Annotated in this window: 19 protein-coding genes; 14 read left to right on the top strand and 5 right to left on the bottom strand. The window is 53.0% G+C overall.

All coding sequences use genetic code 11. The annotated features are described in order from the left end of the window. Positions 1-18: 18 nt before the first annotated feature. Positions 19-1,017, top strand: coding sequence for a tRNA dihydrouridine(20/20a) synthase DusA (gene dusA / locus OGV38_RS03175; protein WP_286472930.1), 999 nt, complete (start codon positions 19-21; stop codon positions 1,015-1,017). A gap of 133 nt (positions 1,018-1,150) precedes the next feature. Next, positions 1,151-1,393, top strand: coding sequence for an envelope stress response protein PspG (pspG, locus tag OGV38_RS03170; RefSeq protein ID WP_016155352.1), 243 nt, complete (start codon positions 1,151-1,153; stop codon positions 1,391-1,393). A gap of 232 nt (positions 1,394-1,625) precedes the next feature. On the opposite strand, the gene OGV38_RS03165 is transcribed toward pspG, so the two are convergent. Continuing rightward, complete coding sequence (locus tag OGV38_RS03165; RefSeq protein WP_016155445.1) at positions 1,626-2,609, bottom strand: quinone oxidoreductase; 984 nt, start codon at positions 2,607-2,609, stop codon at positions 1,626-1,628. A 64-nt stretch (positions 2,610-2,673) separates the two neighbouring features. Between OGV38_RS03165 and dnaB the strand changes: the two genes are divergently transcribed. The 5 genes from dnaB to OGV38_RS03140 all read left to right on the top strand — a co-directional run bounded on the left by dnaB (position 2,674) and on the right by OGV38_RS03140 (position 7,985). Beyond that, positions 2,674-4,089 (top strand): replicative DNA helicase, encoded by a 1,416-nt coding sequence (dnaB, locus tag OGV38_RS03160; protein ID WP_003826610.1) that lies wholly within the window; start codon positions 2,674-2,676, stop codon positions 4,087-4,089. Positions 4,090-4,136: 47 nt separating this feature from the next. Continuing rightward, positions 4,137-5,216: an alanine racemase gene (gene alr, locus OGV38_RS03155; RefSeq protein ID WP_016155354.1), complete on the top strand. Its 1,080-nt coding sequence runs from the start codon at positions 4,137-4,139 to the stop codon at positions 5,214-5,216. A 129-nt stretch (positions 5,217-5,345) separates the two neighbouring features. After that, positions 5,346-6,539: an aromatic amino acid transaminase gene (gene tyrB, locus OGV38_RS03150; protein WP_109018009.1), complete on the top strand. Its 1,194-nt coding sequence runs from the start codon at positions 5,346-5,348 to the stop codon at positions 6,537-6,539. A 249-nt stretch (positions 6,540-6,788) separates the two neighbouring features. Then, entirely contained in the window at positions 6,789-7,502 is a 714-nt protein-coding gene (aphA, locus tag OGV38_RS03145) for an acid phosphatase AphA (protein WP_003826615.1), read from the top strand. 126 nt (positions 7,503-7,628) lie between these two features. Continuing rightward, entirely contained in the window at positions 7,629-7,985 is a 357-nt protein-coding gene (locus OGV38_RS03140) for an MmcQ/YjbR family DNA-binding protein (RefSeq protein WP_016155357.1), read from the top strand. 94 nt (positions 7,986-8,079) lie between these two features. Here the strand turns inward: OGV38_RS03140 and uvrA are convergent, their stop codons facing one another. Continuing rightward, positions 8,080-10,902 carry an excinuclease ABC subunit UvrA gene (gene uvrA / locus OGV38_RS03135; RefSeq protein ID WP_172860692.1) on the bottom strand — a complete coding sequence of 941 codons (2,823 nt, stop codon included), beginning with the start codon at positions 10,900-10,902 and terminating at the stop codon, positions 8,080-8,082. Positions 10,903-11,153: 251 nt separating this feature from the next. On the opposite strand from uvrA, the gene ssb1 reads away from it, so the two are divergent. Continuing rightward, positions 11,154-11,681 carry a single-stranded DNA-binding protein SSB1 gene (ssb1, locus tag OGV38_RS03130; RefSeq protein ID WP_016155359.1) on the top strand — a complete coding sequence of 176 codons (528 nt, stop codon included), beginning with the start codon at positions 11,154-11,156 and terminating at the stop codon, positions 11,679-11,681. Positions 11,682-11,747: 66 nt separating this feature from the next. Here ssb1 and OGV38_RS03125 read toward each other — a convergent pair whose 3' ends face one another. Next, positions 11,748-12,029, bottom strand: a complete 282-nt coding sequence (locus OGV38_RS03125) for a YjcB family protein (RefSeq protein WP_016155360.1) — start codon at positions 12,027-12,029, stop codon at positions 11,748-11,750. Between the two features lie 551 nt (positions 12,030-12,580). Here OGV38_RS03125 and pdeC point away from each other — a divergent pair. Then, positions 12,581-14,167 carry a cyclic di-3',5'-guanosine monophosphate phosphodiesterase PdeC gene (gene pdeC / locus OGV38_RS03120; RefSeq protein ID WP_047357728.1) on the top strand — a complete coding sequence of 529 codons (1,587 nt, stop codon included), beginning with the start codon at positions 12,581-12,583 and terminating at the stop codon, positions 14,165-14,167. A 2-nt stretch (positions 14,168-14,169) separates the two neighbouring features. On the opposite strand, the gene soxS is transcribed toward pdeC, so the two are convergent. Continuing rightward, positions 14,170-14,493, bottom strand: a complete 324-nt coding sequence (gene soxS, locus OGV38_RS03115; protein ID WP_016155362.1) for a superoxide response transcriptional regulator SoxS — start codon at positions 14,491-14,493, stop codon at positions 14,170-14,172. An 86-nt stretch (positions 14,494-14,579) separates the two neighbouring features. Here soxS and soxR point away from each other — a divergent pair, with 86 nt between their 5' ends. The 3 genes from soxR (at position 14,580) to OGV38_RS03100 (ending at position 18,796) form a co-directional block, all read left to right on the top strand. Beyond that, on the top strand, positions 14,580-15,038 hold the full coding sequence (gene soxR / locus OGV38_RS03110) for a redox-sensitive transcriptional activator SoxR (protein ID WP_016155363.1): 459 nt from the start codon (positions 14,580-14,582) through the stop codon (positions 15,036-15,038). A gap of 604 nt (positions 15,039-15,642) precedes the next feature. Continuing rightward, a complete protein-coding gene (ghxP, locus tag OGV38_RS03105; protein WP_016155449.1) occupies positions 15,643-16,992 on the top strand; it encodes a guanine/hypoxanthine transporter GhxP in 1,350 nt (449 codons plus the stop codon). A 157-nt stretch (positions 16,993-17,149) separates the two neighbouring features. Further along, positions 17,150-18,796 carry a Na+/H+ antiporter gene (locus OGV38_RS03100; protein WP_286472929.1) on the top strand — a complete coding sequence of 549 codons (1,647 nt, stop codon included), beginning with the start codon at positions 17,150-17,152 and terminating at the stop codon, positions 18,794-18,796. Positions 18,797-18,880: 84 nt separating this feature from the next. Here OGV38_RS03100 and OGV38_RS03095 read toward each other — a convergent pair whose 3' ends face one another. Next, the gene (locus OGV38_RS03095) at positions 18,881-19,771 is read right to left on the bottom strand and encodes a LysR family transcriptional regulator (protein WP_286472928.1); all 891 of its coding nucleotides are present in this window, start codon (positions 19,769-19,771) and stop codon (positions 18,881-18,883) included. Between the two features lie 101 nt (positions 19,772-19,872). On the opposite strand from OGV38_RS03095, the gene OGV38_RS03090 reads away from it, so the two are divergent. Together OGV38_RS03090 and OGV38_RS03085 are read left to right on the top strand one after the other, a co-directional pair. Next, entirely contained in the window at positions 19,873-20,283 is a 411-nt protein-coding gene (locus tag OGV38_RS03090) for a CidA/LrgA family protein (RefSeq protein ID WP_016155367.1), read from the top strand. Beyond that, positions 20,276-20,965 carry an LrgB family protein gene (locus tag OGV38_RS03085; protein WP_049268855.1) on the top strand — a complete coding sequence of 230 codons (690 nt, stop codon included), beginning with the start codon at positions 20,276-20,278 and terminating at the stop codon, positions 20,963-20,965. Before OGV38_RS03090 ends, OGV38_RS03085 begins: the two co-directional genes overlap by 8 nt. Positions 20,966-21,007 lie beyond the last annotated feature (42 nt).

Below are 21,007 nucleotides of genomic sequence, written 5' to 3'. Positions count from 1 at the left end.
GATGCTTGAATATTCGCCATGCTGCCTGAATCTCAGTCTACCGCTTTTCCCGCTCATCGTTTTTCTATCGCGCCGATGCTCGACTGGACGGACAGACATTGCCGCTACTTTTTGCGCTTACTGTCCAGCCAGACGCTGCTCTACACGGAGATGGTAACCACCGGCGCGATCATTCATGGTAAAGGCGATTATCTGGCGTATAGCGAAGAAGAACATCCAGTCGCTTTGCAACTGGGCGGGAGCGATCCGGCTGCGCTGGCGCAGTGCGCAAAGCTTGCTGAACAACGGGGCTATGACGAAATTAACCTCAACGTGGGTTGCCCTTCCGATCGTGTACAGAATGGAATGTTTGGTGCCTGTCTGATGGGAAATGCGCAATTGGTCGCTGATTGCGTCAAAGCGATGCGCGATGTGGTATCGATTCCGGTAACGGTGAAAACCCGTATCGGTATTGATGACCAGGACAGCTACGAATTCCTGTGCGATTTCATCAACACGGTCTCCGGTAACGGTGAATGTGAGATGTTTATCATCCACGCCCGCAAGGCCTGGCTGTCTGGGCTAAGCCCGAAAGAAAACCGCGAAATCCCACCGCTGGATTATGACCGTGTTTATCAGCTAAAGCGCGATTTTCCGCATCTGACAATGTCGATCAACGGTGGCATAAAATCGCTGGAAGAAGCGAAAATCCATCTGCAACATATGGATGGCGTGATGGTGGGGCGCGAAGCTTATCAAAACCCAGGCATTCTGGCGTCCGTTGACCGCGAGATTTTTGCTGTCACCAGCGAAGATGCCGATTCGGTCGCCGTAGTGCGTGCGATGTATCCGTATATTGAGCGTGAACTGAGTAAAGGAACCTATTTGGGGCATGTCACGCGCCATATGCTGGGACTGTTTCAGGGGATTCCAGGGGCACGGCAGTGGCGTCGCTATCTGAGCGAAAATGCGCATAAAGCCGGGGCAGATATTGAGGTTCTGGAACATGCGCTGAAGCTGGTGGCAGACAAACGTTAAGTTTTCGCCAAAAGTTAGTGAATTTCACCACGCCCTGCGCTTCGTCGCGGGGCGTTTGCTTTATAAATCAATATATTAATTTTGGCATGTTTCTTGTAAAGCTGTGGAGAGTATTTCATTTCGGGAGAGAGCCATGCTGGAACTACTTTTTGTGATTGGATTTTTTATCATGCTGATGGTCACCGGCGTATCTTTGCTGGGAGTGCTGGCCGCATTGGTGGTAGCCACTGTGGTGATGTTTTTGGGCGGACTATTTGCGTTGATGATTAAACTGTTGCCCTGGCTGTTATTGGCCGTTGCCGTGGTGTGGGTTATCAAGGCGATAAAAGCGCCAAAAGTCCCACAGTATCAGCGCAATAACCGCCGATTTTACTAAGGTATTGAGCGGTGTGTCACAACCTGCAACATTGCCTTTAGAAGCAAATAGGAATTGATTATCAAATCTGTCACTATTGCCAGGTTAACGAATTCATCGAGCTGTACCCTACATACAGCCGAACTAAAAAAAGAAAGGGCTTCCTACGGGAAGCCCTAATTCTTTCTTCCCCCTTCATAATTCAAACCGCAGGTTTGTTGGCGGCTTGAATTATTTAGCGGAAATGAGGGCGTTACGGGATCAGCAAACTCGACCCCTGTGTGGCCCGGCTTTCCAGCACTTCATGAGCACGCTGCGCGTCGTGCAGTGCGAACGTTTGGCCCGGTGCGACATCCACTTTGATCACTCCGCTGGCAATCAGCGAGAAAAGCTCATTGCTGGCTTCGGTTAATTCATGGTGGTTGGTGATGTAACCCTGGAGTGAAGGGCGAGTCACATACAGCGAACCTTTCTGATTCAGAATGCCTAAGTTAACGCCAGTCACCGGTCCGGAAGCATTACCAAAGCTGACCATGAGCCCCCGGCGCTGCAGGCAATCCAGTGAGGCTTCCCAGGTATCTTTCCCCACCGAGTCATACACCACCCGCACTTTTTTACCGCCAGTGATCTCTTTTACTCGTTCTACAATGCTCTCTTCACGATAGTTAATGACCTGCCATGCGCCGGCCTGCAGCGCAATTTGCGCTTTTTGCGCATTACCGACGGTGCCAATCAGCTTCGCACCCAATGCTTTTGCCCACTGGCAGGCAATCATACCGACGCCGCCTGCTGCCGCATGGAACAAAAATGGTTCATCGGGCTGAATTTCATAGGTCTTACGCAACAGATAAAAAACGGTGAGCCCTTTAAGAAATGAGGCGGCAGCTTGTTCAAACGAGATAGCGTTGGGCAAAATAGCGGTTTTATCCGCCGGGACGTTATGCACTGAGCTGTAGGCGCCCAGGGGGGACTGAGCGTAAACCACGCGATCGCCGGCTTTAATGTGCGTCACTTTGCTACCGACTTTACTGACCACGCCTGCGGCTTCGGTACCCAGACCGCTGGGCAGAGAAGGCGGCGGATAAAGACCACTGCGGATATAGGTGTCGATATAGTTGATCCCAATCGCTTTGTTCTCGACCTGGATTTCATTTTCCGCCGGGTCTACAGGCGTAAACTCCACAGCCTTGAGTACATCAGGGCCACCATGCTTGTGAAATTCAATACGTGTTGCCATGCTTCCTCCAAAAGAAATGTGGTAATCTTTCGACCCAATCATTATCTCGGTAACTCCATTCACTATGGCAGGAAATAAACCCTTCAACAAACAACAGACTGATGCTCGTGAGCGCGATCCCCAGGTCGCCGGGCTGAAAGTTCCGCCGCACTCGATTGAAGCGGAACAGTCGGTGTTGGGCGGTTTAATGCTGGATAACGAGCGCTGGGACGATGTGGCTGAGCGTGTGGTGGCGGAAGATTTTTATACCCGACCGCACCGGCACATCTTCACCGAAATGCATCGCCTGCAGGAGATGGGAAAACCCATCGATCTGATCACGCTTGCAGAATCGCTGGAAGTTCAGGGGCAACTGGACAGCGTCGGCGGTTTTGCTTACCTGGCTGAGTTATCTAAAAATACGCCAAGTGCAGCGAACATTAGTGCCTATGCGGATATTGTCCGCGAACGTGCCGTTGTTCGTGACATGATTTCGGTGGCGAACGAGATCGCGGAAGCTGGGTTTGATCCGCAAGGCCGTTCCAGTGAAGATCTGCTGGACCTCGCGGAATCCCGCGTCTTTAAAATTGCTGAAAGTCGCGCCAATAAAGACGAAGGTCCGAAAAATATTACCGATGTGCTCGACGCTACCGTCGCGCGTATCGAACAGCTGTTCCAGCAGCCACACGATGGTGTCACCGGGGTCAACACCGGTTATGACGACCTCAATAAAAAGACTGCTGGTTTGCAGCCGTCAGACTTAATTATCGTCGCCGCGCGTCCGTCGATGGGTAAAACGACATTTGCAATGAACCTCGTCGAAAATGCGGCGATGTTGCAAGATAAGCCGGTTCTTATCTTTAGTCTTGAAATGCCCTCAGAACAGATCATGATGCGTTCCCTGGCCTCACTCTCACGTGTAGACCAAACCAAAATCCGTACCGGTCAACTGGATGATGAAGACTGGGCGCGAATTTCCGGAACAATGGGTATTTTGCTGGAGAAACGAAACATCTATATTGATGACTCCTCCGGCCTGACGCCAACGGAAGTGCGCTCACGTGCCCGTCGTATCGCCCGCGAACACGGTGGTATCGGACTTATCATGATCGACTACCTGCAGCTGATGCGCGTGCCGTCGCTCTCCGACAACCGTACGCTGGAAATTGCTGAAATTTCCCGCTCGCTGAAAGCGTTAGCGAAAGAACTGCATGTGCCGGTGGTGGCGCTGTCGCAGCTTAACCGCTCTCTGGAACAACGCGCCGATAAGCGTCCTGTCAACTCGGATCTGCGTGAGTCTGGCTCCATCGAGCAGGATGCCGACTTAATCATGTTTATCTATCGTGATGAGGTTTATCACGAAAACAGCGACCTGAAAGGCATCGCCGAGATCATTATCGGTAAACAGCGTAACGGCCCGATCGGTACGGTGCGCCTGACGTTTAACGGTCAGTGGTCGCGCTTCGATAACTATGCTGGCCCGCAGTACGACGACGAATAACAACACTGAATCAGGTTACTCAAGCAAATACTTATCAAGGAATACAAATGCAAGCGGCAACTGTAGTCATTAACCGCCGCGCTCTGCGACACAACCTGCAACGTCTGCGTGAACTGGCTCCAGCCAGTAAACTGGTTGCGGTCGTGAAAGCGAACGCTTACGGCCATGGTCTGTTAGAGACCGCGCGAACGCTCCCCGATGCGGACGCTTTTGGTGTCGCTCGTCTTGAAGAAGCCCTGCGGTTGCGAGCGGGAGGGATCACGCAGCCCATCCTGCTGCTGGAAGGATTTTTTGATGCTTCCGATCTGCCGACTATCTCCGCGCAGCGTCTGCATACTGCCGTCCACAACCAGGAGCAGCTTGAAGCTCTGGAAGCCGCGGTACTGGCTGAACCGGTCACCGTCTGGATGAAGCTCGACACGGGAATGCACCGCCTGGGCGTGCGTCCTGAGCAGGCCGAGGCGTTTTATCAGCGCTTGACGCAATGTGAAAACGTGCGCCAGCCGGTCAATATCGTCAGCCACTTTGCGCGCGCGGACGAGCCTGAGTGCGGTGCGACCGAAAAGCAGCTCGATATCTTCAATAGCTTTTGCGCAGGTAAACCGGGTCAGCGTTCGATCGCCGCGTCGGGTGGTATTCTGCTGTGGCCGCAGTCTCACTTCGACTGGGCGCGTCCGGGGCTGATTCTGTATGGCGTATCGCCGTTGGAAAACCACTCTATCGGTGCCGATTTTGGCTGCCAGCCGGTGATGTCGCTCACTTCCAGCCTGATTGCGGTGCGTGAACACAAAGCGGGCGAGCCGGTTGGCTATGGTGGAACCTGGCTGAGCGAGCGCGACACGCGTCTGGGCGTGGTGGCGATGGGCTATGGCGATGGTTATCCGCGCGCTGCGCCGTCTGGGACACCGGTACTGGTCAATGGCCGTGAAGTGCCGATCGTCGGTCGCGTCGCGATGGATATGATTTGCGTCGATTTAGGTCCTGAGGCGCAGGACAAAGCCGGCGATTCGGTTATCCTGTGGGGTGAAGGCCTGCCCGTTGAACGCATTGCTGAAATGACGAAAGTAAGTGCTTACGAACTTATCACGCGCCTGACCTCAAGGGTGGCAATGAAGTATATCGATTAAATTCATGATGTGCCGGATAAGGCGGTTACGCCGCCATCCGGCAATATTCCTCTCAACATCCTCTCGATCTTCTCCCGCTTCCGGTTTATTGTGTTCTTAACCCCTGCCTGTAAACCTGGAGAACCACACGTGTTTCAAAAAGTTGACGCCTACGCCGGCGACCCGATTTTATCGCTCATGGAGCGTTTCAAAGACGATGCACGTAGCGACAAAGTGAACCTCAGCATCGGTCTGTACTACAACGAAGACGGCATTATTCCTCAGCTTAAAGCGGTGGCAGAAGCGGAAGCCCGACTGAATGGCAAACCGCATGGCGCTTCGCTGTATCTGCCGATGGAAGGTCTGAACACTTATCGCCATACTATTGCGCCGCTGCTGTTTGGCGCAGAGCATCCGGTTCTCCAGCAGCAGCGCGTCGCAACGATTCAGACGCTGGGTGGCTCCGGTGCGCTAAAGGTTGGCGCAGATTTCCTGAAACGCTATTTCCCTGATTCTGGCGTGTGGGTCAGCGATCCGACCTGGGAAAACCACATCGCGATTTTTGAAGGTGCTGGGTTCGAAGTAAGTACTTACCCCTGGTATGACAACACCACCAATGGCGTGCGTTTCAACGACCTGCTGGCCACGCTGAACACCTTACCGGCGCGCAGCATCGTACTGCTGCATCCGTGCTGCCATAACCCGACGGGTGCGGATTTAACCCCCGCGCAGTGGGATGGTGTCATTGAGATCCTGAAAGCTCGCGATCTGATCCCGTTCCTGGATATTGCTTACCAGGGGTTCGGCGGCGGAATGGAAGACGATGCCTACGCGATCCGCGCCATTGCCAGCGCCGGATTACCTGCACTGGTCAGCAACTCATTCTCGAAGATTTTCTCTTTGTACGGCGAACGTGTCGGCGGACTTTCAGTAGTCTGTGAAGACGCTGATGCCGCCAGCCGCGTTCTGGGGCAGCTAAAAGCAACGGTGCGTCGTAACTATTCCAGCCCGCCAAACTTTGGTGCGCAGGTCGTGGCCGCGGTGTTGGGTGATGACGCGCTGAAAGCCAGCTGGCTGGCGGAAGTCGAAGAGATGCGTACCCGTATTCTGGCGATGCGCCAGGCGCTGGTTAACGTATTGAATGCGGAGATCCCTGGTCGTAACTTTGATTACCTGCTGCAACAGCGCGGGATGTTCAGCTATACCGGGCTCAGCGCTGCTCAGGTCGATCGCCTGCGCGATGAGTTCGGTGTGTACCTGATAGCCAGCGGTCGTATGTGCGTGGCTGGGTTGAATCACGGTAACGTGCAACGCGTGGCGAAGGCATTTGCCGCCGTCATGTAACCGGGTTTTTAGGCCTGATAAGCGTCGCGCCATCAGGCATTGTATTGCCGGATGGCGGTGTAATCACCTTATCCGGCCTACTTTCTTTCACCGTGCTATTGGTCTGTTTTCCAATGTGATCATGCTCTTTTTCCAGGACAAAACCAGAGAAAATCCTTCCTTTCCCTCCCCCTAAGGGGTAAGGTCAGATAGTTTTTTGACCAGTTGTTAATAAAAAAATGATAACTAACTGACTACTTAGGGAAAAATATGCGCAAGTTTACGTTGGCACTGAGTGCCGTTTGTTTATTGTTCACGCTAAATCAGCCGGCCCAGGCGTTAGTTTCCTCTCCCTCTCAGCTTAATCCAGGCACCAACGTTGCAAAACTCGCTGAGCAGGCACCCATTCACTGGGTCTCCGTGGCACAAATTGAAAACAGCCTGACCGGACGCCCGCCGATGGCCGTCGGGTTTGATATCGATGACACCGTCCTCTTTTCCAGCCCAGGCTTCTGGCGCGGAAAAAAAACGTATTCTCCGGACAGTGAGGATTACCTGAAAAATCCGGCCTTCTGGGAAAAAATGAACAATGGCTGGGACGAATTCAGCATTCCGAAAGAAGTGGCGCGTCAGTTGATTGATATGCATGTGCGTCGCGGCGACAGCATCTTTTTCGTAACCGGGCGTAGCCAGACGAAGACCGAAACGGTGTCGAAAACGCTGTCCGATAACTTTCACATCCCGGCCGGCAATATGAACCCGGTCATTTTTGCCGGTGATAAGCCGGGCCAGAATACGAAAACGCAGTGGCTGCAGGATAAAAATATCCGCATGTTCTACGGCGACTCTGATAATGACATTACCGCCGCCCGAGATGTGGGTATTCGCGGTATTCGTATTTTACGCGCTTCTAACTCCACTTATAAACCGTTACCACAGGCCGGCGCGTTTGGTGAAGAGGTGATCGTCAACTCGGAGTATTGAGGATGTTGCTTGCGGTTGTTGTTTTTTTAAACAAATTTGCGTTACCTGCTTTTACCTTTTGCGGACTTGCTGCACACTGAATAAAAGATGTTCTCATTAGGCAATATGCTGGTAAGGGGAATTAAGATGACAAATTCGGAGTTGCTGCAATACTGCATGGCAAAAATGGGCGCCGAGCAGAGCGTACACAGTGACTGGAAGGCCACACAAATCAAAGTCGAAGATGTGCTTTTTGCCATGGTAAAAGAGGTGGAAGAACGCCCGGCGGTGTCACTGAAAACCAGCCCGGAACTGGCAGAGTTGTTACGTCAGCAGCATAGCGATGTACGGCCAAGCCGGCATCTCAATAAGGCGCACTGGAGTACGGTGTATCTGGACGGCTCGCTGCCGGATTCGCAAATCTACTACCTGGTAGACGCCTCTTATCAGCAGGCCGTAAACACGCTGCCGGAAGATAAACGCCGGATACTGGCGCAGTCCTGATCTGTTTTCCGAAATGAGGCGCCAGCGCCTTATCCGGCCTACAAGCAATTATGCATATTTTGTAGGCCTGATAAGCGTAGCGCCATCGGCATGATTACAACAGTGGTTTGAGGAAACGAGCCGTGTGTGAGGCTTCACACTCAGCGACCGTTTCTGGTGTGCCTGAAACCAGAATTTCCCCGCCGCCGCTGCCGCCTTCCGGACCGAGATCGACAATCCAGTCAGCGGTTTTTATCACGTCCAGATTGTGCTCAATCACTACGATGGTGTTGCCCTGATCCCGGAGCTGATGCAGCACGTCCAGCAGTTGCTGAATATCCGCAAAATGCAGACCGGTGGTCGGTTCATCGAGAATATACAGCGTTTGCCCGGTACCGCGTTTGGACAGTTCACGCGCCAGCTTCACGCGCTGCGCTTCACCGCCCGAGAGCGTGGTGGCGGACTGACCCAGTCGGATGTACGTCAGACCCACGTCCATCAGCGTTTGCAGCTTACGCGCCAGCGCCGGAACGGCATCGAAGAACTCACGCGCCTCTTCAATCGTCATATCCAGCACTTCGTGGATAGTCTTGCCCTTGTACTTAATCTCCAGTGTTTCGCGGTTATAGCGTTTGCCTTTACACTGATCGCACGGCACGTAGATATCCGGTAAGAAGTGCATTTCGACTTTGATCACGCCGTCGCCCTGACAAGCTTCACAGCGTCCGCCGCGGACGTTAAAGCTGAAACGACCCGGAGTATAACCGCGCGCACGCGACTCCGGCACGCCGGCAAACAGTTCGCGCACTGGCGTAAACACGCCGGTGTAGGTTGCCGGGTTAGAGCGCGGCGTACGGCCAATCGGGCTTTGGTCAATGTCGATCACTTTGTCGAAATGTTCCAAGCCCTGAACATCACGATATGGCGCGGGTTCAGCCAGCGTGGCGCCGTTCAGCGCCGTCTGCGCAATCGGGAACAGCGTGTCGTTAATTAGCGTCGATTTACCCGAACCGGAAACACCGGTAATGCAGGTAAATAAACCAACCGGCAGCGTCAGCGTGACATCTTTCAGGTTGTTACCGCGCGCGCCGGTCAGCTTCAACACTTTTTCCGGGTCTGCCGCCACGCGCTGTTTCGGCACTTCAATCTTGCGCTTACCGCTCATGTACTGGCCGGTCAGCGACTCAGGCACGGCCATGATATCTTTTAGCGTACCTTCGGCAACCACCTGGCCGCCGTGAACGCCCGCGCCGGGGCCGATGTCGATGACGTGGTCAGCGGCGCGAATCGCGTCTTCATCGTGCTCAACCACAATGACGGTATTGCCCAGATTACGCAGGTGGATAAGCGTACCCAACAGACGCTCGTTATCGCGCTGATGCAGACCGATAGACGGTTCATCCAGCACGTACATTACGCCGACCAGACCTGCGCCGATCTGGCTTGCCAGACGAATACGCTGGGCTTCGCCGCCGGAGAGCGTTTCTGCTGAACGCGACAGCGTCAGATAGTTGAGGCCGACGTTGACCAGGAACTTCAGACGATCGCCAATCTCTTTGAGAATTTTCTCTGCAATCTTCGCTCGCTGACCCGCAAGCTTCAAGTTGTTGAAGAAATCCATGGCGTGACCGATGCTCATGTCGGAAATCGCGGGCAGCGGCGTATTTTCGACAAATACGTGGCGGGCTTCCCGGCGTAAACGCGTCCCCTCACAGCTGGCGCACGGTCGGTTGCTAATGAACTTGGCTAATTCTTCACGTACCGCGCTGGATTCCGTCTCTTTATAACGGCGCTCCATATTGTGCAATACGCCTTCGAACGGATGGCGGCGTACGGACGTATCGCCGCGATCGTTCATGTATTTAAATTCGATATTCTCTTTGCCGGAACCGTACAGCACCACTTTATGCACGGCAGGGTTCAGGCTGGCCCATGGGGCTTCGACGTCGAATTTATAGTGTTCCGCCAGTGACTTAAGCATCTGGAAGTAATAGAAGTTACGGCGATCCCAGCCGCGGATAGCACCACCGGCCAGCGACAGTTCCGGATTTTGGATCACCCGGTCAGGATCGAAATACTGCTGCACGCCGAGACCGTCACAGGTCGGGCATGCACCCGCTGGGTTATTGAACGAGAACAGACGTGGTTCCAGCTCGCGCATGCTGTAGCCGCAGATCGGACAGGCGAAGTTGGCGGAGAACAGCAACTCTTCCGCTTTCGGATCGTCCATATCGGCGACCACCGCCGTACCACCGGACAGTTCCAGCGCGGTTTCAAAGGATTCAGCCAGTCGCTGGGTGAGATCGTCGCGTACTTTAAAGCGGTCAATCACCACTTCAATAGTGTGTTTCTTTTGCAGTTCAAGCTTGGGCGGATCGGAAAGGTCGCACACTTCACCGTCGATACGGGCGCGGATATAGCCCTGGCCTGCCAGGTTTTCCAGCGTTTTAATATGCTCGCCTTTACGCTCTTTAATCACCGGCGCCAGCAGCATCAGACGTTTGCCTTCCGGCTGCGACAGAACGTTGTCCACCATCTGGCTAACGGTCTGGGCCGCCAGGGGAACATCGTGATCCGGGCAGCGCGGTTCGCCAACGCGGGCAAACAGCAGACGCAGATAGTCGTGAATTTCGGTAATCGTACCTACCGTGGATCGCGGGTTGTGGGATGTCGATTTTTGTTCAATTGAGATGGCGGGAGACAGCCCCTCAATGTGGTCGACATCCGGCTTTTCCATCAGCGACAGAAACTGACGCGCGTACGCGGAAAGGGATTCAACGTAACGACGCTGCCCTTCGGCATACAAGGTGTCGAAAGCGAGCGAAGATTTGCCTGAGCCCGAAAGCCCGGTGACGACAATCAGCTTGTCGCGCGGGATGACGAGGTTGATGTTTTTGAGATTATGGGTGCGGGCGCCCCGAACTTCGATCTTATCCATTCATCTTTCCCGGATTAAACGCTTTTTTGCCTGGCTGCATGGTGCTACCGGCGATCACAAACGGTTAATTATGACACAACCTGACCTGAATGGATATACAGTATTGGAATGCAAAACGCAGATGCCTGTGCAACAATGTCTGTCTGGGGTTGTTTACTGGAATCGATCTCGCAACGTAGTAAAAGCGCTATTGGAAATGCTACAATCCCGCGCTTACACTTATTCAGTAACGTTTTTCAGGAGACACGATCATGGCCAGCAGAGGCGTAAACAAGGTGATTCTCGTCGGTAATCTGGGCCAGGACCCGGAAGTACGCTATATGCCGAATGGTGGCGCAGTTGCCAACATTACGCTGGCTACTTCCGAATCCTGGCGTGATAAAGCGACCGGCGAAATGAAAGAGCAGACTGAATGGCACCGTGTGGTGCTGTTCGGCAAACTGGCGGAAGTTGCCAGCGAATATCTGCGTAAAGGTTCCCAGGTCTATATCGAAGGTCAGCTGCGTACCCGCAAATGGACCGATCAATCCGGCGTAGAAAAGTACACCACTGAAGTTGTGGTTAACGTTGGCGGCACCATGCAAATGTTGGGCGGTCGTCAGGGTGGTGGGGCTCCGGCAGGTGGCGGCCAGCAGCAGGGGGGTTGGGGTCAGCCTCAGCAGCCGCAAGGTGGCAATCAGTTCAGCGGCGGCGCGCAGTCTCGCCCGCAGCAGCAGTCGGCTCCGGCAGCGCCGTCTAATGAGCCGCCGATGGATTTCGACGACGATATTCCGTTCTAATCCTTCTGCTTTTCGCTGAAAATTATGGCTACCTCAGAACTGGGGTAGCCATATGCAATTCTGTTATCAGTTCAACACCATCGGCCAGTCTGGCGGTGTATGACTCATCACTTCAACCATTACGGTTTCAATGTTCTTCCAGATTGCGGACATATCCACCAGGGTTATGCCGAGTAATCCGGTCGCAAACCAGCAGGCAAATACCAGCCCTAAACCGCTGCTAATGACGGCCAGGCCAATATAATCTGATTTACGAAAACGGATATTGAGCGTACTGGCTAAAAACATCAGCACTGCACTGAGTAATTGCCACCGCAGAAGAACCACGCCAGTTGTTATCGTTGCCATGAAAAACGTCCTCAGAAAGTCTGGATGCCCAGGACAGCGCGGGGGTGTTCACCGAGGGTGTAGTACTCTGGCTATCGACGGGCAATAACATGAATGAAACATCGTTTCTGTTACATGATTTTTGTGAACTATATCACATATGCTCGTTTGTTCACCAGTGTTGGGCGTATTTTTTGCAGGACGATAACCATGTTAAATATGTGGTTATATTCAAGGAAGCAACGATACTAAATAATCAATCTTAAAGATGTATTTTTATTACCTGTTTTATTTATCCTAAATTCATCGTTAAAAAAATCTAATGAATTTCTTAAATAAAGCCAGGATAGTGCTTATAAAAAATTACTCCTTGGGGATAATAACGTTATGAAATAAGCATAACTTTAAGTTTGCCTTACGGAAAAATAATATCATCATCAACTATTATCAGACTTTTACATAGAGAAGTCTGTTGCTAATACTGATAGATTCATGCAACTTAATCAGTCGGTGTTTATAGCATCTTGCCTTAATGGGTTCTGGCATATACGAAACAGGGAAACAGGGCTGACATGAATCACAGTGCGCGACGCAAGATACTGAAGTTCCTCGGAACATTCATGGTGGTATTGCTCCCCGTGGTGCTGGCGTTATGGTTTGCTCAAATCCGGGCAATGTCCGAAACCCGTAATCAACTTCGCTCTTTTGCGCAATTGGTGTTAAATAAAACTGAATTGGTGATCCAACAAGCCGATTTAGCGCGAGATATGGCCCTGTTGTATCAAGGTAAGATGTGTACCCCGGCACATCAGAAAAATATGCTAGATATTATTCGTGGTCGTTTATATATCAGCGAGCTAATTTATGCGCAGGGCGATCATTTTTTGTGCTCTACGTCGATGGCGCCGCCAGTCGCCTATATTATGCCGACCGCCGACTATAAACGTACGCCGGACATCTCCATCTATTACTATCGCGATACCCCCTTTTTCGCTGGCTACAGAATGACGTATATGCAACGTGGAAACTACGTTGTCGTCATCAACCCATTATCTTACAGCGAAGTTATGTCAGATGACCCGGACCTGTCCTGGGGCGTGTATGACACGGTAACGGGTACTTTTTTCTCTGCCAGCGAAGGGGCGCCTATTGCGCAGTTATTGCCGTTGGTGCACGGTGAAGCCTCAACCTTCCAGTTGGACGATCGCTTCTACACCAAAGTGCATTCAGAAAAACGCCCGATTGCGATTATTGTGTCGACCTCGGATAAACGCATACATTCGATTTTCTATCATGAGGCTGCGTTAACGATTCCTTTCGGGATTATCTGCAGCATCCTGATGCTGTTAATGTGGTGGCGCACGCGTCAGGAATACTTATCTCCCCGCCGCTTGTTAAAACGCGCAATCAAAAAACGTCAACTGTGTCTGCACTACCAGCCGATCATTGATATCGAAAACGGCCAGTGCGTAGGGGCTGAGGCTCTGCTGCGCTGGCCGGGCTGTGATGGTGAAGTAATGAGCCCAACCGAGTTTATTCCGCTGGCTGAAAAAGAGGGAATGATTGAGCGGATCACGGATTACGTGATTGAAGAGGTATTCAACGATTTAGGATATTTTCTTTCGGCGCATCCTCAGCTTTATATCTCGATAAACCTCTCTGCTTCTGACTTTCATTCATCCCGACTTATTGCCCTGATTACCGACAAAAACCGTGAGTACTCTGTGGCGGCCCAGCAAATTAAAGTCGAGGTGACCGAGCGCGGGTTTATTGATGTAGATAAAATGACCGCGGTAATCCAGGCGTTTCGTCAGGCGGGTTATGAAGTGGCGTTTGATGATTTTGGGACGGGATATTCCAATCTACACAATTTATCCGCGTTGAATATCGATATCCTGAAGATCGACAAATCATTTATTAGTACGTTGTCCACCAACAGCACCAGTCACCTGATTGCCGAACATATCATCGAAATGGCGCAAAGCTTACACCTGAAGATGATTGCGGAAGGGGTAGAGACGGTTGAGCAAATCGAGTGGCTGCGCGAACGTGGCGTACAGTATTGTCAGGGCTGGTATTTTGCGAAGGCGCTGCCGCCACAGGAGTTCATACACTGGATACAACGGTCGCCCGCCATACTGACGCAGAGCGGGCAATAATCTTACAGGCGGTGGCGGTAATCGCTGGGGGTACGATCAAACTCGCGGCGAAACACGCGTGAGAAGGTTTGTTGTGATACATAACCAAGATCCATCGCGATATCGAAAATAGGTCGCTCGGTCGTCCGCAGTTCAACAGCAGCCAGCAGGAGTCGACGCTGGCGGATATAGTCACCCAACGTCTGGCGCATCACCGTGCGGAACATTCTCTGTAAATACCACTTCGAGTAACCTGATTTTTTCGCCACCGCCTCAATGTTCAGCGGCTGATCGATATGGTCGTCAATCCATTCAATAAGGGTCTGAATAATCTGCTGATGGGACATAGGGCTGCCTCTTTTTCAGTATTCGATTCGTCGTTTTGTCTGTGGGCGAGTATAATTCCTCAAGTTAACTTGAGGTAAAGCGATTTATGGAAAAGAAATTACCCCGAATAAAAGCGCTGCTCACGCCTGGTGAAGTCGCAAAGCGTAGCGGCGTGGCGGTATCAACCCTGCATTTCTATGAAAGCAAAGGGTTAATCAGCAGTATGCGCAACAGCGGCAATCAGCGCCGATATAGACGTGATGTGTTGCGTTATGTGGCGATTATCAAGATTGCTCAACGCATCGGGATCCCGTTGGCAACGATCGGTGACGCGCTCGGCGTATTACCTGAAGGACATTCGCTCAGTGCTAAAGAGTGGAAGCAGCTCTCTTCGCAATGGCGTGAAGAGCTGGATCGACGCATTCATACTTTAGTGGCGCTACGCGATGAACTGGATGGGTGTATTGGTTGCGGTTGTTTGTCGCGCAGCGATTGCCCGTTGCGTAACCCAGGCGATCAGCTTGGCGAGAAGGGGACCGGGGCGCGTCTGCTGGAAGATGATTGATGTGAAATATCTGATGGATTGACGGATATAAAACTAAAGCGCCACAGAGGGCGCTTTAGTTTGGTTCCGGTCTTTGTCTTTCACTCTATCCCGCTGGTTCACGGGAGGGTTTCCCCCGACATCAACACCCCTCAGTCGAGCACATTAGGTGAGGTTCCGGTCTGTGTTGATAATGTAATTGTAAGCCACCTCTCTCCATTTACCAGTGAAATGGTGATTTTTTAGCCAAAAAATTTTCCGCATCTTCACCGGTTTTCTTGCGCAAGTTTGCGTGAAAAAGGCACACCGATGTTGTAATAACTCCGCAAAATTTGTTGCGAGACTGCGCATTGACGATAACGTTTGCGCATCGACTGATTATTTATTGCGCGTTATAAGAAGAAATGAGTAAAAAGCGGCAAAGTTCAGTTGAAAACCAGCGTATGATCGCTGGATAATCGTTTGCTTTTTTTTACCACCCGTTTTTTATGCGCGGAGCTAAACGTTTGCTTTTTTGCGACACCCCTATTGACGCAAACCTGGCACATGGAGAAAACGTTTAGCAGGCAGTGGATTGTCCAGCACGCATAATGACGAAAAAATAAACTCTCAGGGGATGTTTTCTATGTCTACGCCTTCAGCGCGTACCGGCGGTTCACTCGACGCCTGGTTTAAAATTTCGCTCCGCGGCAGTACCGTTCGTCAGGAAGTCGTTGCCGGATTAACGACGTTCCTGGCCATGGTCTACTCCGTTATCGTGGTTCCGGGGATGCTGGGTAAAGCCGGATTCCCGCCTGCCGCTGTATTTGTGGCAACCTGTCTGGTCGCGGGCGTCGGTTCTATTGTGATGGGCCTGTGGGCAAACCTGCCGCTGGCGATTGGCTGCGCCATTTCTTTGACGGCGTTTACCGCATTCAGCCTGGTACTGGGACAACATATCAGCGTGCCTGTTGCGCTGGGTGCGGTGTTCCTGATGGGTGTCCTGTTTACCATCATTTCCGCGACCGGTATTCGTAGCTGGATCCTGCGCAATCTACCGCAGGGTGTTGCGCACGGTACGGGGATTGGTATCGGCCTGTTCCTGCTGCTGATTGCGGCAAACGGCGTGGGTCTGGTTATTAAAAACCCGCTGGACGGCCTGCCGGTTGCGCTGGGCGATTTCGATACCTTCCCGGTGATTATGTCGCTGGTAGGTCTGGCGGTGATTATTGGCCTCGAAAAACTGAAAGTACCGGGCGGTATCCTGCTGACTATTATCGGTATTTCCGTAGTGGGTCTGATTTTCGACCCGGCCGTACATTTCTCCGGTATTTTTGCCATGCCTTCTCTGAGCGACGAAAACGGCAACTCGCTGATCGGTAGCCTGGATATTATGGGCGCACTAAACCCAATCGTACTGCCGAGCGTGCTGGCGCTGGTCATGACCGCTGTCTTCGATGCGACCGGAACCATCCGTGCGGTAGCCGGACAGGCGAATCTGCTGGATAAAGACGGACAGATTATTGACGGCGGCAAAGCGCTGACCACCGACTCCCTGAGCAGCGTGTTCTCTGGCCTGGTGGGCGCTGCACCGGCGGCGGTTTATATTGAATCCGCAGCGGGTACGGCGGCAGGCGGCAAAACTGGCCTGACGGCGATCACCGTTGGCGTACTGTTCCTGCTGATCCTGTTCCTCTCTCCGCTCTCTTATCTTGTACCAGTATATGCAACGGCACCTGCGCTGATGTATGTGGGCCTGCTGATGTTGAGCAACGTAGCGAAAATCGACTTTGCTGACTTTGTCGACGCTATGGCGGGGCTGGTAACGGCCGTATTTATCGTGCTGACCTGTAACATCGTGACCGGCATTATGATTGGCTTTGCTACCCTGGTGATTGGCCGTATCGTCTCTGGCGAATGGCGCAAACTGAACATCGGCACAGTGGTCATCGCCATCGCGCTGGTGGCCTTCTACGCTGGTGGTTGGGCTATCTAATCCTCATTTGATGAAGATTCTGAAAACGGGTGGCTTTGGCCGCCCGTTTTTATTTTCACAACACTCTCGTTGTCTTTTGCGTTACTCTCAAGTAGATAGAATTGAGGCACGACGCCTCTCATCACTGATCATAAGAAACATCGCAAACAGGGAACGCATGGAAATCTTTTTCACCATACTCATCATGACCCTTGTGGTCTCGCTGTCGGGGGTTTTTACTCGCGTATTGCCATTCCAACTCCCTTTACCCCTTATGCAGATCGCCATCGGCGCCTTGCTGGCGTGGCCGACGTTTGGTTTGCATGTGGAATTCGATCCTGAGCTTTTTCTGGTTCTGTTCATCCCGCCGCTGCTCTTCGCCGATGGCTGGAAGACGCCAACCCGTGAGTTTCTGGAGCACGGGCGAGAGATCTTCGGCCTTGCGCTGGCGCTGGTTCTGGTCACGGTGGTCGGGATTGGCTTTATGATTTACTGGCTGGTGCCGGGGATCCCTCTCATCCCGGCCTTTGCGCTGGCCGCTGTCCTGTCGCCAACCGATGCCGTTGCCCTTTCCGGCATAGTGGGCGAGGGACGCATACCGAAGAAAATCATGGGTATCCTGCAGGGTGAAGCGTTGATGAACGACGCCTCCGGTCTGGTATCACTGAAATTTGCCGTCGCCGTGGCGATGGGCACGATGGTGTTTACGGTTGGTGGCGCAACGCTTGAGTTCTTCAAGGTAGCGATTGGCGGTATCCTGGCCGGTTTTGTCGTCAGTTGGCTGTACGGGCGCTCCCTGCGTTTTCTCAGCCGCTGGGGTGGTGATGAACCGGCAACGCAAATCGTTCTGCTGTTCCTGCTGCCGTTTGCGTCTTACCTGATTGCGGAACACATCGGTGTTTCCGGCATCCTCGCGGCGGTCGCAGCCGGGATGACCATCACCCGTTCCGGGGTAATGCGCCGGGCGCCGCTGGCGATGCGTTTACGTGCTAACAGCACCTGGGCGATGCTGGAGTTTGTGTTTAACGGCATGGTTTTCTTGCTGTTAGGACTGCAGTTGCCGGGGATTCTGGAGTCTTCTTTGGCGGCGGCAGAAGCCGATCTGAATGTTGAAATCTGGATGCTGTTTACCGATATCGTGCTGATTTACGTGGCGCTGATGCTGGTACGTTTTGGCTGGCTGTGGACGATGAAGAAGTTTAGCCTGCGCTTTCTGAAGAAAAAGCCGATGGAGTTTGGTTCCTGGACGACGCGTGAAATCATGATCGCCTCCTTTGCGGGCGTGCGTGGGGCCATTACTCTCGCCGGTGTGCTCTCTATTCCGTTGCTGTTACCGGATGGTAGCGGCTTCCCGGCGCGATATGAGCTGATCTTCCTTGCCGCGGGCGTGATTCTGTTCTCGCTGTTTGTTGGCGTGGTGATGCTGCCGCTTCTGCTGCAACACCTGGAAGTGGCAGACCACTCGCAGCAGCAGAAAGAGGAACGAATTGCCCGCGCTGCCACGGCGGAAGTGGCGATTGTCGCCATCCAGAAAATGGAGGAGCGTCTGGCCGCAGATACCGAAGAGAACATCGACAATCAGTTGCTCACCGAGGTGAGTTCACGCGTCATCGGTAACCTGCGTCGACGCGCCGACGGACGCAACGACGTGGAAAGCTCAATGCAGGAAGAAAACCTCGAGCGGCGTTTCCGTCTGGCGGCCCTGCGTTCCGAGCGCGCGGAACTTTATCACCTGCGCGCCACGCGGGAAATCAGCAATGAAACGCTGCAAAAACTGCTGCACGATCTGGATTTGCTGGAAGCGCTGTTGATCGAGAACGAATAAACGGTTGTGCCTGATGGCGCTACGCTTATCAGGCCTACGGAATCCAATTGTAGGTCTGATAAGCGTTAAGCCGCATCCGGCATGTTACGACTCTTGCGTTAGCCAGAACCCTTCACAGCATTTGAGCCACGCCTGGGCGCTGTGCGACAGATACACACCTTCGCGCCAAATCATGCCCAACTGCCAGCGTAAATCACTCTCCAAAGGGATCCAGCGCAGCGTCTGCTTATCCAACCGCTGGCAAATCGGCTCCGGTAAAATGGCGATCCCGACTCCGGCTTGCACCATCGCCGCCAGAAAATCCCACTGCCCACTGCGTACCGCGATGCGGGGTTTGACGTTGTGCTGGTTAAACAGCTCAAGCAACTGACGGCTCAACGCGAAATCTTCGTTATAGATAAGCAGGGGATGCTCCGCTAACGCCTCGGGGGAAATGGATTCACACGTTGTCCACTGACCGGAACGAGGGACCAGCACGCAGAGCGGATGGCTAAAAAGCGGTAAGGTCGCCAGGCCGCTCTCTTCTTCAACCGGCAGCGCCGTCATCGCGACATCCAGCTCGCCATTCATCACCGCCTGCTGGACGGTTAAGCCTCCAAATTCAGATACCTTCAGCTCCACGCCGGGATAGCGCTGGCGAAACAGGCTGATAGGCCCGGCCATCAACATACCGACCATGGGCGGGATGCCGAGGCGCAGCACTCCCTTGTTGAGGTGATTAATGTCGCTGAGTTCTGCTTCGAGCTGGCGAAACTCGGCGAGGATCGCCAGGCCGCGTTCGAAAACAACCTGTCCGGTGTCGGTTAACAGCAGTCGCCGACTGTCGCGGATTAACAGCGTGCAGTTAAGCTCGTCTTCAAGGTTCTTCAACATCTTGCTGATGGTGGGCTGGGTGACAAAAAGCTTCTCCGCTGCGCGGGTAAAGCTCTGCTGACGAACCACCTCAACAAAATAGCGCAGCGTTCTGATATCCATGATTATTCCTTAAGACTATGCCTGCAATGAGTTTAATTCATTTCAGTCCTGGACGGGGGCTCTCTATACTGGCGCTCTCTATTTTTTAAGGACATACCCTCATGGCTGTGGCGATAAGCCGCGTGACGCCTGCCGTTATTCATCGACTCCAGATCCCCGTTCAGGTTCTGTTGTACGCAGGTCTATTTGTATTTGCTCAATATCTTGTCTCCTGGCTGCATCTGCCGCTTCCTGCCAACCTGGTTGGGATGGTGCTGATGTTGGCGCTGATTGTCTGTCGGGTTATCCCGCTGAACTGGATTCGCGCAGGCGCTCGCTGGTTACTGGCTGAAATGTTGCTGTTTTTTGTTCCGGCGGTGGTGGCTGTCGTCAACTATACGCAGCTGTTGTTGGTCGATGGTTGGCGCATATTTGCCGTCATTGCGCTAAGTACGTTGATGGTTCTTGGCGCAACGGCGTGGGTCGTGGATAAAGTGTATCGCTATGAAATGAGCAGGCTAAACCGTGAGTAATTTCCAGCTAAGCGTGCTGTGTCTGGTGATTACGCTGGGCATCTATTTTGCCAACAAGCGCCTGTATCGCCGTTTTCGTAAATTACCGCTGATGCCGTTAGTGTTCACTCCTGCGCTGCTGGTCCTGATGCTGGTCTTTGGGCATATCTCCTGGCAAAACTATATTGGTGAATCGCACTGGCTGCTGTGGCTGTTAGGCCCTGCGACCATTGCTTTTGCCGTTCCGGTCTATGACAACCTTGCCGTGATTAAGCGGCACTGGATGTCACTGACGGCGGGCGTGCTGACGGCAACGCTGGTGGCCGTTACCAGTTCCGTGTGGCTGGCGCGTCTGTTTATGTTGCCTGATGAAATCCAGCGTAGTCTGGCGGTGCGCTCCGTCACCACGCCGTTTGCGCTGGCGGCAGCAGAGCCGTTGGGCGGGCAACCAGACCTGGTGGCATTGTTCGTGGTAGTGACCGGTGTATTCGGTATGGCGGTTGGCGATGTACTGTTTTTACGGCTTTCTATTCGGGAAGGGATGGCGAAAGGCGCAGGATTTGGCGCAGCCTCGCATGGTGCGGGCACGGCGCGCTCTTATGAGCTCGGCCAGCAGGAGGGCGTGGTCGCCAGCCTGGTGATGATGCTTTCCGGCGTGGTGATGGTGCTGGTGGCACCGCTGGTCGCGATGGTGATGTTCTGAAAAAATGCCCCGGTCGTTCAGACCGGGGATGAGGAGGAGTGG

Origin of the sequence: Citrobacter sp. Cb080, from assembly GCF_030334745.1 — a bacterium.
Classification (GTDB): Bacteria; Pseudomonadota; Gammaproteobacteria; order Enterobacterales; family Enterobacteriaceae; genus Citrobacter; species Citrobacter braakii.
The sequence above is the reverse complement of the archived record's forward strand: the minus strand, read 5'-3'. Positions and strand labels throughout refer to the sequence as shown.

Coding starts and splice junctions, on each gene's coding strand:
- dnaB (WP_003826610.1), top strand. CDS start 2,674: ATGGCAGGAAATAAACCCTTCAACAAACAACAGACTGATGCTCGTGAG.
- pspG (WP_016155352.1), top strand. CDS start 1,151: ATGCTGGAACTACTTTTTGTGATTGGATTTTTTATCATGCTGATGGTC.
- OGV38_RS03090 (WP_016155367.1), top strand. CDS start 19,873: ATGGCTGTGGCGATAAGCCGCGTGACGCCTGCCGTTATTCATCGACTC.
- OGV38_RS03165 (WP_016155445.1), bottom strand. CDS start 2,609: ATGGCAACACGTATTGAATTTCACAAGCATGGTGGCCCTGATGTACTC.
- OGV38_RS03100 (WP_286472929.1), top strand. CDS start 17,150: ATGGAAATCTTTTTCACCATACTCATCATGACCCTTGTGGTCTCGCTG.
- uvrA (WP_172860692.1), bottom strand. CDS start 10,902: ATGGATAAGATCGAAGTTCGGGGCGCCCGCACCCATAATCTCAAAAAC.
- OGV38_RS03140 (WP_016155357.1), top strand. CDS start 7,629: ATGACAAATTCGGAGTTGCTGCAATACTGCATGGCAAAAATGGGCGCC.
- alr (WP_016155354.1), top strand. CDS start 4,137: ATGCAAGCGGCAACTGTAGTCATTAACCGCCGCGCTCTGCGACACAAC.
- soxR (WP_016155363.1), top strand. CDS start 14,580: ATGGAAAAGAAATTACCCCGAATAAAAGCGCTGCTCACGCCTGGTGAA.
- OGV38_RS03095 (WP_286472928.1), bottom strand. CDS start 19,771: ATGGATATCAGAACGCTGCGCTATTTTGTTGAGGTGGTTCGTCAGCAG.
- pdeC (WP_047357728.1), top strand. CDS start 12,581: ATGAATCACAGTGCGCGACGCAAGATACTGAAGTTCCTCGGAACATTC.
- OGV38_RS03125 (WP_016155360.1), bottom strand. CDS start 12,029: ATGGCAACGATAACAACTGGCGTGGTTCTTCTGCGGTGGCAATTACTC.
- ssb1 (WP_016155359.1), top strand. CDS start 11,154: ATGGCCAGCAGAGGCGTAAACAAGGTGATTCTCGTCGGTAATCTGGGC.
- aphA (WP_003826615.1), top strand. CDS start 6,789: ATGCGCAAGTTTACGTTGGCACTGAGTGCCGTTTGTTTATTGTTCACG.
- dusA (WP_286472930.1), top strand. CDS start 19: ATGCTGCCTGAATCTCAGTCTACCGCTTTTCCCGCTCATCGTTTTTCT.
- ghxP (WP_016155449.1), top strand. CDS start 15,643: ATGTCTACGCCTTCAGCGCGTACCGGCGGTTCACTCGACGCCTGGTTT.
- soxS (WP_016155362.1), bottom strand. CDS start 14,493: ATGTCCCATCAGCAGATTATTCAGACCCTTATTGAATGGATTGACGAC.